The 13,490-nt window shown below is 59.2% G+C and carries 8 protein-coding genes; 5 read left to right on the forward strand and 3 right to left on the reverse strand.

The genetic code is table 11. The features are described 5' to 3' along the window. Nucleotides 1-216 precede the first annotated feature (216 nt). On the reverse strand, nucleotides 217-726 hold the full coding sequence (gene ssb, locus CBW66_RS27890) for a single-stranded DNA-binding protein (protein WP_046683231.1): 510 nt from the start codon (nucleotides 724-726) through the stop codon (nucleotides 217-219). 381 nt (nucleotides 727-1,107) lie between these two features. Between ssb and uvrA the strand changes: the two genes are divergently transcribed. Then, nucleotides 1,108-3,957: an excinuclease ABC subunit UvrA gene (gene uvrA / locus CBW66_RS27895; protein WP_086140973.1), complete on the forward strand. Its 2,850-nt coding sequence runs from the start codon at nucleotides 1,108-1,110 to the stop codon at nucleotides 3,955-3,957. 105 nt (nucleotides 3,958-4,062) lie between these two features. Continuing rightward, the gene (locus CBW66_RS27900; protein ID WP_139841819.1) at nucleotides 4,063-5,241 is read left to right on the forward strand and encodes a hypothetical protein; all 1,179 of its coding nucleotides are present in this window, start codon (nucleotides 4,063-4,065) and stop codon (nucleotides 5,239-5,241) included. Between the two features lie 145 nt (nucleotides 5,242-5,386). On the opposite strand, the gene CBW66_RS27905 is transcribed toward CBW66_RS27900, so the two are convergent. Beyond that, nucleotides 5,387-7,258: a phosphoenolpyruvate carboxykinase (GTP) gene (locus CBW66_RS27905; protein ID WP_086140975.1), complete on the reverse strand. Its 1,872-nt coding sequence runs from the start codon at nucleotides 7,256-7,258 to the stop codon at nucleotides 5,387-5,389. 328 nt (nucleotides 7,259-7,586) lie between these two features. Between CBW66_RS27905 and CBW66_RS27910 the strand changes: the two genes are divergently transcribed. Further along, on the forward strand, nucleotides 7,587-8,600 hold the full coding sequence (locus CBW66_RS27910) for a D-2-hydroxyacid dehydrogenase family protein (protein WP_086140976.1): 1,014 nt from the start codon (nucleotides 7,587-7,589) through the stop codon (nucleotides 8,598-8,600). Here the strand turns inward: CBW66_RS27910 and CBW66_RS27915 are convergent. Further along, entirely contained in the window at nucleotides 8,588-9,361 is a 774-nt protein-coding gene (locus CBW66_RS27915) for an L-asparaginase (protein WP_086140977.1), read from the reverse strand. The genes CBW66_RS27910 and CBW66_RS27915 overlap by 13 nt on opposite strands. A 178-nt stretch (nucleotides 9,362-9,539) precedes the next feature. Here CBW66_RS27915 and CBW66_RS27920 point away from each other — a divergent pair, with 178 nt between their 5' ends. Both CBW66_RS27920 and CBW66_RS27925 read left to right on the forward strand, forming a co-directional pair. After that, nucleotides 9,540-10,025, forward strand: coding sequence for an asparaginase domain-containing protein (locus tag CBW66_RS27920; protein WP_086140978.1), 486 nt, complete (start codon nucleotides 9,540-9,542; stop codon nucleotides 10,023-10,025). A 608-nt stretch (nucleotides 10,026-10,633) separates the two neighbouring features. Beyond that, entirely contained in the window at nucleotides 10,634-13,270 is a 2,637-nt protein-coding gene (locus CBW66_RS27925; RefSeq protein ID WP_230492397.1) for a TonB-dependent receptor, read from the forward strand. The last annotated feature ends 220 nt before the right edge of the window (nucleotides 13,271-13,490 follow it).

Consider the following 13,490-nt stretch of genomic DNA (forward strand, 5'->3'; position numbering starts at 1 on the left):
TTGTACGTCATCTCGCCTTTTTCAACCTGCTCGACAACGCTCAATTTAAAAGCCAGGCTGTAATCTCGCTGACTGCGTCGAAACCCTTGTTCCATCGGACACTCCTTCTCTGTAACGAAAAAGTGTCAACTTATTCCAGGACGGATCATGTGCATAAAAAAGGCCTGCAGTCTCTCGGCTGCAGGCCTTTTGTTTACGAATTAAGAAAAGTGCCCATTAGAACGGAATGTCGTCATCCATATCCGAGAAGTTCGGCGCTGGCTTCGGTGCCGGGCGTGGTGCCGGTGCCGGAGCTGGACGCGGGGCTGGTGCCTGGCGCGGGGCCGGGGCGTCGTAGCCGCCGCCACCGCCGTAGCTGTCATCGCCACCGCCGGCGTCGCCGCCCATGCCGGAGCGACCGCCCAGCATTTGCATCTGTTCCGCGATGATGTCGGTTGCGTACTTCTCGACGCCGTCCTTGTCCGTATATTTACGGGTTTGCAGACGGCCTTCGACGTAGACGGACGAGCCTTTTTTCAGGTATTGGCCGACGATTTCCGCCAGGCGGCCGAAGAACGAGATACGGTGCCACTCTGTCAATTCTTTTTGTTCGCCCGTGTTGCGGTCCTTCGACTTGTACGAAGTGGCCACGGCGATGTTGGCGATCGCGTCGCCGCTAGGCATGTAGCGGATTTCCGGGTCACGGCCCAGATTGCCGACGATGATGACTTTGTTGACTGATGCCATGAATAACTCCTGATGAACTGCAGCGGGAGCCGGTGTCCCGCGCGGTAGTTTAGTGTACTAAACGAGGATTATAAGCGACCACGCGACGCAAAGCACCCGCTTTCTGGCGAACGCCATCTCTCGTGCGGTGGCACGTTTTTTTCACGGCAGAGGAAAACAAGAAACTTGAATACTGGTATTATATACAGTATTCAAACGTCAGTACGCATCTGTATCAAACTTTGTCAGGGCACGTTCGTCCGGCGGCGCAATCCGCCCATGGACGCCTCAGGCATGCAGAGCAAAACCCGGCTATAGTTACAGGTTGACCCGTTGTGGCTCCGCATCCGCACCCAGGCACAATGCGCCGGCCGCACCACTCACTGAAAGCAAGGCAATCACATGGAACAGATCCGCATTCGCGGCGCTCGCACGCATAACCTCAAGAATATCAATCTCGATTTGCCGCGCAATAAGCTGATCGTGATTACCGGCTTGTCCGGCTCCGGCAAGTCGTCGCTGGCCTTCGATACCCTGTATGCGGAAGGCCAGCGCCGCTATGTCGAGTCGCTGTCGGCGTATGCGCGCCAGTTCCTGCAATTGATGGAAAAGCCCGATGTCGACCTGATCGAGGGCCTATCGCCGGCCATCTCCATCGAACAGAAGGCAACGTCGCACAACCCGCGCTCGACCGTGGGTACCGTGACGGAAATCCACGATTATCTGCGCCTGCTGTATGCGCGCGTGGGTACGCCGTACTGCCCCGACCATCCGGAAAACGCGCTGGCCGCCCAGTCCGTATCGCAAATGGTCGATGCCGTGCTGGCCATGCCGGAAGACACCAAGCTGATGATACTGGCGCCCGTCGTCGCCAACCGCAAGGGCGAACACGTGGACCTGTTCGAGCAGATGCAGGCGCAGGGCTTCGTGCGCTTTCGCGTGCAGAGCGGCACGCATGCGGCGAAAATCTATGAAGTCGATGACCTCCCGAAATTAAAGAAAACGGAAAAACACACGATCGACGTCGTCATCGACCGGGTCAAGGTGAACCAGGAGATCAAGCAGCGCCTGGCGGAAAGTTTCGAGACGGCCCTGCGCCTGGCCGATGGCCGCGCCATCGCCTACGAAATGGATACCGCCCAGGAACACGTGTACTCGAACAAGTTCGCCTGCAATGTGTGTGGCTATTCCCTGCAGGAACTGGAACCGCGTCTGTTCTCGTTCAACAACCCGATGGGCGCCTGCCCGGAATGCGACGGCCTGGGACACATTGAATTCTTTGACCCGAAACGCATCGTCGCGTTCCCGAACCTGTCGCTCGCGTCGGGCGCCGTCAAGGGCTGGGACCGCCGCAACCAGTTTTACTTCCAGATGCTGTCGAACCTGGCCGCGTATTACGAATTCGACCTCGACATGCCGTTCGAACAGCTGGCACTGAATGCCCAGCAAGCCGTGCTGTACGGTTCCGGCAAGCAAGTGATTCCGTTTACCTATGTCAACGAACGGGGCCGCACCGTCATCAAGGAACACACGTTTGAAGGCGTGGTCAACAATCTGCAGCGCCGCTACCGCGAAACGGATTCGATGGCCGTCAAGGAAGAACTGGCCAAGTTCATCAATGAAAAATGCTGCCCCTCATGCGATGGCGCGCGCCTGCGCGTGGAAGCGCGCTTCGTCAAGGTCGGCACCGGCAAGCAGCAGCGCGCCATCTATGAAGTGGCGGAAAAACCGCTGCGCGAAACGCTGGAATTCTTTGAAAAGCTGAAACTGACGGGCGCCAAGAAAGAGATCGCCGACCGCGTCGTCAAGGAAATCATTTCGCGCCTGAAATTCCTCAACAACGTGGGCCTCGATTACCTGTCGCTGGACCGCAGCGCCGACACGCTGTCCGGCGGAGAGGCACAGCGCATCCGCCTCGCGTCGCAAATCGGCTCCGGTTTGACGGGTGTCATGTATGTGCTCGATGAACCGTCGATCGGCTTGCATCAGCGCGATAATGACCGCCTGATTGAAACCCTGAAACACTTGCGCGACATCGGCAACAGCGTGCTGGTGGTCGAGCATGACGAAGACGCCATCCGCACGGCCGACTACATCGTCGACATGGGCATCGGCGCGGGCGTGCACGGCGGCGAGATCATCGCCGAAGGCACCTTGCCCGACATTCTCAAGAACAAGAAGTCGCTGACGGCGCAATACCTGAACGGCAAGCTGAAAATCGCCGTGCCCGCCAAGCGCCATGCCAGCAACCCGGAAAAGCAGCTGGTGATCACGGGCGCCACTGGCAACAACCTGAAGAAGGTGTCGCTGAGCTTGCCGGTGGGCCTGATGACATGCGTCACGGGCGTGTCCGGTTCCGGCAAATCGTCGCTGGTCAACGACACCCTGTATCCGGCCCTGTCGCGCCATCTGTACGGTTCGCAGACGGAACCGGCGCCGCACGAATCGATCAGCGGCCTGGAACACTTCGACAAGGTCATTTCCGTCGACCAGGCGCCGATCGGCCGCACGCCGCGCTCGAATCCCGCCACGTACACGGGCCTGTTCACACCGATCCGCGACTTGTTCTCCACCGTGCCCACGGCCAAGGAACGCGGCTACAGCGCGGGCCGCTTCTCGTTCAACGTGAAGGGCGGACGCTGCGAAGCATGCCAGGGCGATGGCGTGATCAAGGTTGAGATGCATTTCCTGCCCGACGTCTACGTGCCGTGCGACGTGTGCCACGGCAAGCGCTACAACCGCGAAACGCTGGAAGTGCAATACAAGGGCAAGAACATCACGGAAGTGCTGGGCATGACGGTGGAAGAGGCGCATGAATTCTTCAAGCCCGTCCCCTTGATCGCGCGCAAGCTGCAAACCCTGCTCGACGTGGGCCTCGGCTACATCAAGCTGGGGCAAAGCGCCACCACCCTGTCCGGTGGCGAGGCGCAGCGCGTCAAATTGTCGCTGGAACTGTCCAAGCGCGACACGGGCCGCACCCTGTACATCCTCGACGAACCGACGACAGGCTTGCACTTCCACGACATCGACCTGCTGCTGAAAGTCATCCACCGCCTGCGCGACCAGGGCAACACCCTCGTCATCATCGAGCACAACCTGGACGTCATCAAGACGGCCGACTGGATCGTCGACCTGGGTCCGGAAGGCGGCGCCGGCGGCGGCCAGATCATCGCCACGGGCACGCCGGAAGACGTGGCGCTGAACCCGGCCAGCGTGACGGGCAAGTACCTGGGGCCGCTGCTGAAGCAATAAGTTCCAATTTCCCTCACGATCCCCCGGCCAGTTGTCTTGCCCGGGGGATTTTTCTATGGGAAACTGTTTTCCCGGCCATGCGGCCACTTTCATACTGAGGGCGGTTTGTCGATTGCATCATCATTTTCAACATTGGCGCGCGGCGGCATCGCCGTGGCATTGGCTGGCGCCGCGCTGCCCGCATGGGCCTGTTTTTGCCCGCCAGACGAACCTGGGCAATTCCTGCACCTTGCGCCGGCCAAGGGCAAGCGTGCGCAGTCCGTCACCTTGCCCGCCAATGCCCGTGGCATCCTGTTTCGTCCCGGGCAGTATCCCGATACCCTGGCCAGCGATGAGGACGGCTATTCGATCGTCGCTCCGCCGGTCGCCCTCTCCGCAAAGCGCTTCCAACTCCGGGAACGCGGCACGGGCCGCAAGCTGACGCCGGTAGTGGTGCGGCTGCATGTGGAAAAGCAGATGGGCGTGCAAGATAAGACCAGCTTTCTGGCCAATAGCCGAATGCAGCAATGCGCAAAGCAAGAACAGCCGCTCACGCCACTCTGCCGCACCCTGATATCGTTGAAATGGGACTGGTCAAAACAGGAACAGGACGGCCCCAGCGACAAGGTGAAACGATTTGCCTTACAGAATGGTTTGCGCGATATCAGTGACGAGGTCGATGCAGCCTACGGGCTGTACCGGGTCGAGGCAGGTGAAGGGTTTAAGCCTGGCAAGGTCTACGATATTGTCTATCGCGATGGCGGGCAGCGCCTGAAGGCCGAGCTGCGCATGGCAAGAACGTCGCTGAATCTGGACGGCCAGACACCCTTCACGATCGGCGCGGACGGTGCCGCCAGGCGCGAAAAGCTCCGCATGGCCCGCGGCGGCAGTTGCGACATTCTGGTCACGCTGGCCAGCCAGCCATTGCGCCTGGCGCTGCCTCCGGCGTACGAGGCCTATCCAGCACTGCTGATGTACTTCATGCAGGAAAAACTGGAGCAGCGGGACCAGCAGCAATTCTCTGCGACACAAGGTTTTACGGCATTCCAATATTGGCCGACTGTCTGCACCAAGATTCCCTATGGCAGCAGTTTCCATGGCCAGGGACGCGAACTGGCGATAGGCGAATGCCAGGCGCCTGCGCCACGTTTGGTCAAGGCCTACGCGGGCGTACTGGAAGTGGAGGACAGCCTGCATGAGACGGCGCCGCTGGCGGTCACCTTTCCCGCAGCAAAGCCTGGGCAATGCCCCAAAATGCTGGACCCGGTCTACCCTGTTTATGTCGTGCCGGCCAAGGCCGGCTAGACGCATCGGGCACGGCATAAAAAACGGCGCGGATTGCTCATGCAATCCGCACCGTTTCTCTTTTAAAAGCACCCCAGTCATTGCCGGCGTGTCATTTATCGCACGCCAGTCTTTGCCGACGTGTTTCTCCCCCACTACTAAACGCTTACTCAGCCAAACGCTTTTCCAGCGCAGCCTTGTGATTTGCCAATTCTTTCGGCAGATGATACGCGAGTTTTTCAAACAACTGCGTATGCAATTTCAATTCTTCGACCCACGCGGCCTTGTCGATCGAGGTGATAGTGTCGAACTGTTCTTGCGTGAATGGCAAGCCATCCCAGTTCAGATCACCATACCGCGGCGTCGTGCCGAACAGGTTTTCCACGCCGCCCGCCTTGCCTTCGATGCGCTCCAGCATCCACTTCAGTACGCGCATATTGTCGCCGAAGCCAGGCCAGACGAATTTGCCGGCCGCGTCCGTACGGAACCAGTTGACGCAGTAGATCTTCGGCAGGGCCGCCGGGTTGACTTTGCCTACCTTGACGCCCATGTCCAGCCAGTGCTGGAAGTAATCGCTCATGTTATAGCCGATAAACGGCAACATGGCAAATGGATCGCGGCGCACGACGCCCATCTGACCCACGGCCGCAGCCGTCGTTTCCGAACCCATGGTGGCGGCCATGTACACGCCTTCCACCCAGTTGCGCGCCTCGGTGACCAGCGGCACGGTGGTCGAGCGGCGGCCGCCGAAGATGAAGGCCGAGATCGGCACGCCGGCCGGATCGTCCCAGGCCGCGTCGATCACGGGGTTTTGCGTTGCCGCAACCGTGAAGCGCGCGTTCGGGTGCGCGGCCTTGGTGCCGGACGCAGGCGTCCAGTCCTTGCCTTGCCAGTCGATCAGGTGGCTAGGCGCTTCTTTCGTCAAGCCTTCCCACCAGACATCGCCGTCGTCCGTCAGCGCCACGTTGGTGAAAATCGTGTTGTCGCGCATGGACGCCATGCAGTTGTAATTGGTTTTTTCATTGGTGCCCGGTGCCACGCCAAAATAGCCGGCTTCCGGATTGATCGCATATAAGCGGCCATCGGCGCCCGGCTTGATCCAGGCGATATCATCGCCGATGGTGGTCACTTTCCAGCCGTTAAAACTTGCCGGCGGGATCAGCATGGCGAAATTGGTCTTGCCGCAAGCGGACGGGAACGCTGCCGCCACGTAATGCTTCTTGCCTTCCGGCGATTCCACACCGAGGATCAGCATGTGTTCGGCCAGCCAGCCCGGGTTGTTGTCCGATGCTTGCGCTTCCTGGTAGCCCATGTTCGAGGCGATGCGCAGGGCGAAACATTTCTTGCCCAGCAAGGCGTTGCCGCCGTAGCCCGAACCGAAGGACCAGATTTCGCGCGTTTCCGGGAAATGCACGATGTACTTGGTGCTGTTGCACGGCCATTTCACATCGGCCTGGCCCGCCGCCAGCGGCGCGCCCACGCTGTGCACGCACGGCACGAATTCGCCATCGGTGCCCAGCACGTCGTACACGGCACGGCCCATGCGCGTCATGATCTTCATGTTGACGGCGACATATGGCGAATCGGACAGTTCCACGCCGATGTGCGCGATCGGCGAACCCAGCGGGCCCATCGAGAAGGGCACGACGTACATGGTGCGGCCGCGCATGCAACCGTCGAACAGGCCGTTCAAGGTATGGCGCATCTCGCCAGGCTCGGTCCAGTTATTCGTCGGGCCGGCCGCTTCTTTCGTTGCCGAGCAGATATACGTGCGGTCTTCGACGCGGGCCACGTCGCTCGGGTCGGAGCAGGCCAGATAGGAATTCGGGCGCTTGTCGGCATTCAGTTTTTTCATGGTGCCGCTGGCAACCATGTCGGCGCACAGGCGCTCGTACTCTTCCTGCGAGCCATCGCACCAGTAGATGCGGTCCGGCTTGGTCAGCGCGGCAATGTCGGCCACCCAGTTGATCAGTTTCTGTTGTTTAATATAAGCTGGGACGTTGAGTGCGGCGACGCCACCCATGACGGGCTGATTCATATTACCTCCAATACCAATAAAAGAAATTCTGGTCATTCCGGCAAGACAGGCAGCATCGTTGAGAGGTGGCTGCGGCTCACTGCGGGCGGGGTGCTCACGCGGGCAGGGCTCTGGCGTCGTTTACCTGGATCATGCACCCAGGCTGCAGGAACAGTTTGCGCTATAACTATAATCAGGAAGCTTCAAAAGTGCCGGCGATTGTACACCCGCATAACGGCTATTCTCGCAAAAATGTAGGAGAATAGCCTGACTAATGTAGTAGGCTATTCAGCATTTCCCGTATCCTGTTATTTCCCTACCAAATCCTTACTAAAATCGGCCATCCACCATGAAAATTGCCATACTCGATGATTACCAGGATGCCGTGCGCGGCCTCGATTGTTTCCAGTTGCTCGATGGCCACGAGGTCAAGGTGTTCAGCAATACGGCGCGGGGTCTGGGCCAGCTGGCGATCCGTCTGGCGCCGTTCGACGCGCTGGTGCTGATCCGCGAACGCAGCAGTTTCAACCGTGCCTTGCTGGCGAAACTGCCGAACCTGAAACTGATTTCGCAAACGGGCAAGGTCAGCGGACACATCGATGTGGCGGCCGCCACCGAGTTGGGCATCGCCATCGCGGAAGGCGTCGGCTCGCCCACGGCGCCGGCCGAACTGACGTGGGCACTGATCATGGCGGCGCAGCGCAAGATCGTGCCGTACGCGCAACATTTGCAGGAAGGGTTGTGGCAAACGTCGTCCATCGAACCGGCGCGCAACACGCTCGGCACGGTCTTGAAAGGGCGCACCCTGGCGATCTGGGGCTACGGCAAGATCGGCCAATTGATCGCCGGCTATGGCCGCGCCTTCGGCATGACCATCCTCGTGTGGGGCAGCGAAGCGAGCCGCGCGGCGGCCGTGGCGGCCGGCGACACGGCGGCAGAATCGCGCGCGGCGTTCTTCGAGCAGGCCGACGTGCTGAGCCTGCATTTGCGCCTGTCCGACAAGACACGCGGCCTGGTCACAAGCGAGGACTTGGCGCGCATGAAGCCGACTTCCCTGTTCGTCAACACCAGCCGCGCCGAGCTCGTGGCCGATGGCGCACTGGAAGCGGCGCTGCCACAGGGGCATCCGGGCGCCGCCGCGCTGGACGTGTTTACGGACGAACCGCTGCCGCCCGGCTCGCCGCTCTTGCAACTGCCGAACGTGCTGGCCACGCCACACCTGGGCTACGTCGAGCGTGACAGCTATGAACTGTATTTCCGCTATGCCCTGCAAAACATCGTCGATTTTACGCAGGGTCAATGCACGCGTCTGCTCAATCCCGAGGCGCTGGCGCATGCGCGGCAAGCCCCTCAGGAGCGCTGAAAGCCCTTGATCAGGTCGGGCTCGCCCGTGATGCCGATGGCGGGCGCGGGCAGCACGTGCCGGCCGCGCCACAGGCCGGTCCAGCCGGGCGGCCAGGCGATCTGCGGGCCAGCATACGGCGCCACGCCGGCGCGCACGGCCACCACCGGCACGGGCGGCAAGTCTTGCAAGGGCTCGCCAGCGGTGCGCTGCATGTCCAGGCTGTACATATAATTGGGTAATAATGCGTCGCAGACGCGGCCAAACCACTCGCTATGGTCGTCGTCGCGCCCCAGCGCCTGCGCCAGGCCTTGCGGATCAAAACGGGCCAGGGCGTCGATCAGCTCGCCAGTGGAGGCGCCGGGAGAGTCTCCCCAGCCCATCACGGGATTGACGTTGTAATCAGCGCCCGAGCCATACCAGCCTTCGCGCCAGGGACGCTGCATCCAGTCGCGCGGCCCCGTAAACAAATGCCAGCGCCAGTGCAGCCCGGATGGCTTGGGCCAGGAATACAGATACAGTTTCTGATAACCGGCCTGGTGCAGTTCGCGCACCATGGCCATCAGGCGCGCGTGCGGCATGCGGTCGGGCGGCGCGCGGCGAAACAGGATCGCTTCGCCATCGGCAAACTGCACGTCGTCGGTCGACAGGTTCAGGTCCAGGGTCCGCGCTTCGCTGCCGAAACGGGCGGCGATCCAGCCCGTCAGCAGATTGACGGACGTGATCACCCCGTAACCGCGGTGGCGGTGAAAAATGACGGTGCCGGGAGCGAGCGCTTTCATACGGAGTCGGGGGTGGCTGGCAAACAAAGAAACCAGTGTACTCACAGACGGCCAAATTTTCCAGATGCCGCGCAAGCGCAGGCGGCAAGCACGCCGTCCCATCCGCAGCGTCATTCACGCAAGGGCAGCAATCCACGATATCATGCGCGTCATTCTCCACTGACATCGTGACCACATCATGACATTGCGCATACTCGCCACCGGCGGCACTTTCGACAAGCACTACAACGAATTGAACGGCACCCTGGGCTTTTCCGACAGTCATTTGCCGGCAGCGATAGCCCGCGCGCGCATGACGGCGCCCGTGGCGCTGGAGCAATTGCCACTGCTGGACTCGCTCGACATGCAGGATGCGGACCGCCAGCGCGTACTCGCTTCGTGCCGCGCGGCGCAAGAAAAAGCCATCGTCATCATCCACGGCACCGACACCATGCGCGAAACGGCGCAAGTGCTGGGCGGGGCGAACCTGCAGCAAACGGTGATTTTGACAGGCGCTATGATTCCCTACGAAATCGACAACTCCGATGCCCTGTTCAACCTGGGCTTTGCCTGCGGCGTGGCGCAAACCTTGCCGGCCGGCGTGTACGTGGCCATGAATGGCCAGATCTTCGCATGGGACAATGTGCAAAAGAACCGCGCCGCCGGCGTGTTCCAGCCCTTGTAAGCCGCTGGCAGGACAGGGAGCAGCCCCAAACCGGCACGCGGCCTGACCGACACTCTGTCACAATTGGATCAGCCCGCTTTTAGCGGGCTTTTTTACATTTTTTTACTTTGCATAAATTCTGCAATACAACATTTTTCATCTAATTATTGCTGGTAAAACATCAAATTGCCAATACAATAATTTTATGTTGCAAAAAAACGCCATCTAACATTTTTAAAAACGTAGATATTTATAAATATTAAATTTTGATTTAACATTTAAATCAAATATTCTTCAGTATCTCGAATTTATTGCCAAATCCGACACGGTTGATGTGCATTTTTTCTTGCTGAGACGACATAATGTTTGCCTCGACAAGTCAAAAGTGCATTTATAACAATATTGCGCTAAGTAGTCTTCCACCTCCCACCGACGTGGTTCCGCCTACCGTACACGAGCACCGCTGGGCATCTACCCGATGACCAGACCAGTGCTCGTGTACTGCTTGTCGTTATTAAAACTACTACGGAGTAATTGTTACAATGGCATTTAAAGAAAAAATTGGCGTGCGCAGCGTACGCCTGGCCCTGACCGTTCTGGCAGGTAGCGTCTTGTTCTCCGGCCAATCCATGGCGGATGAAGCAATTCAAAAAGTTGAAATTACCGGTTCGAGCATCAAGCGTATCGCCGTCGAAGGAGCCTTGCCTGTACAGCGCCTGTCGCAAGAAGCGATCGCCAAATCGGGCGCCACCTCGGTAGCGGACCTGATCCAGGCCCTGCCCGCCATGCAAGGCTTCACCATCGGCGCCGTCGCCGCAGGTTCCGACTCAGGCGGTAACACCAGTGCATCGCTGCACGGTATCGGCGAAACCTACACCCTAGTGCTGTTGAACGGCCGCCGCATCGCGCCACAAGGTTCCGGCACCACGGTCAACCTGAACGCCATCCCGATGAGCGCCGTTGAGCGCGTCGAGATCCTGACCGACGGCGCTTCGGCACTGTACGGCTCGGACGCCATTGCCGGCGTACTGAACTTCATCCTGAAGAAAAACCAGCAAGGCGCCACCCTGGAAGCCACCTACGGCGGTCCGGAAGACAAGGGCGGCAACGCCTGGAATACCAGCGTCACCTACGGTTTCGGCGACCTGGACGAAGACCGCTTCAACGTGCTGCTGTCGTACCGCCACGACGAGCAATCGAAACTACGCGCCACCGACCGCAAGTTCGCCGCTAGCTCGTATGTGCCGTTCAGCCGCAACGGCAACAACTACCTCTGGGACCGCACCAGCACCTCGGGTTCGCCAGCAGGCGCCACCGTTGCCTACAACAGCGGTGCGCCATCGACCGCGTTTTCGCCTTACCTGGCCAAAAATGGCAATTGCCCTGAAGGTTTCGATGTCACCACCGCCAATGCACGCGCTTGCGGCTTCGATACGGGTTCCACCGTGGAAATCGTGCCGCAATCGAAACGCGACAGCCTGTTCTCCAAAGCTACGTACAAGCTGAACGACAACCTGAACGCGTTCGCCGAACTGGCCTACTCGCGCTACGACTTGACGGCACGTATCGCCGCCAATCCGATCCCGATTGCGATCGCCAAGGACAGCGCGCTGTACAACACCTATGTGTCGCCCTACCTGACGCCAGCGCAACGCGCCGATGTCAAATCCGTGACGGCCAACTACCGCAGCACCGACTTCGGCCTGCGCGCCAGCAACACCATCACCGAAACCAAACACATGGTCGTTGGTGTGGAAGGCGAACTGGGCGCGTGGAACTTCGAAAGCGGCCTGACCTGGTCGCAAAACTCGATCGATGAGCGCTACACGGGCGGTTACCAGAAAAACCAGGCATTCAAGGATATCCTGGCCAATCCGGACTTCAACCCGTTTGCAGCGACGCAAAAGCCATCCGTGCAAGCACAAGTCGCTGGCGCGCAATTCGTCGGTTCGGTGCGTACCGCATCGACCACGATGCGCGGCGTCGACACGCACGGCTCGCGTGAACTGTTCAGCCTGCCAGGCGGCAAAGCTAGCCTCGGTATCGGTGGCGACTACCGCACCTATACGTATGAGCAATCGCCAGGCGCCACCGGCGACGACATCTACAGCTTCAACACCAAGCCAGCCTACGACATGAGCCGCGACACCTACGGCGCGTTCGTCGAGTTGCTGGCACCGTTGACCAAGTCCTTCGAAATGACCGTGGGTGGCCGTCACGATGCCGTCAAGGCGATCGATGACAAACTGAACAACAAAACTGTCGGCAAAAAAGACAGCGCCAATACCTACAAGGTATCGGCACGCTGGCAGCCGGTACAGACCGTGCTGATCCGCGGTTCCTACGGCACGGGCTTCAAGGCACCGAGCATGCTGGAAATTGCTCAGCCACTGGTCAATGCCGGCTTTACCGCCAAGAAATTTGACTGCCCATACCCAGGTAACGCACTGTGCCGCGCGGAAGCAACGCAATACAACGCGGTATCGCAAGGCAACCCGGATCTGCAATCGGAAAAATCGAAGCAGTTCACCCTGGGCTTCCGTGTCGAGCCTAGCTCGGCATTCTCGTTCGGTGCCGACCTGTGGGATGTGAAACTGCGCAACGCCGTGTCGGAAGTGTCCGAAGAGCAGGCATTTGCCGATCCGATCAAGTATGCATCGAGCTTCGGAACCTATACCGAGCCATCGACCGGCATCACTTACTACTCGTTCAAGAAGCTGTCGGTCAACATCGGCAAGAAGGAATACCGTGGTATCGATTGGGATCTGTCGGCCAACCACAAGTTTTCTTTCGGTAAGCTGACCGCCCAATTGAGCGGTACGCACATGTTGCACGCTAACTACACCAAAGCTGGTAGCGACAACATCTACACCAGCAACATGAACTTCTTCGGCGACACCAACGAAGTCACGTTCCGCAACCTGATGAAGCTGACGACGACCCTGGATACGGGCCGCCTGAGCAACACGGTCACGGTCAACTACCGTAACGGCTACACCGATGCAGCCGCTACCGTGTACAACCTGGCGACCCAAAAAGAAGAGAAAAACTTCCGCCTGCAAGTTCCGTCGTACACCACGTTCGACTGGCAAGCACGTTTCGCCTTTGACAAGCAAACCACGATCCGCGCAGGCATCAAAAACCTGTTCGACCGTGCACCACCGCTGTCGCTGCGCGCTTCGTCGGGCCACCAGATCGGTTTCGACCCACGCTACGCCGATCCAATGATGCGTTCGTTCTACGTCACCGGCAACTACAAGTTCTAATTTGACGTGTTAAATTAGCTTGTCTGAAAAGCGCCTTGCACTTCACCGTGCCAGGCGCTTTTTTTATATGTCGTGATCCGTCCTGGAATAAGTTGACACTTTTTCGTTACAGAGAAGGAGTGTCCGATGGAACAAGGGTTTCGACGCAGTCAGCGAGATTACAGCCTGGCTTTTAAATTGAGCGTTGTCGAGCAGGTTGAAAAAGGCGAGATGACGTACA

This window comes from Janthinobacterium sp. GW456P (assembly GCF_002127655.1).
Classification (GTDB): domain Bacteria; phylum Pseudomonadota; class Gammaproteobacteria; order Burkholderiales; family Burkholderiaceae_D; genus Janthinobacterium.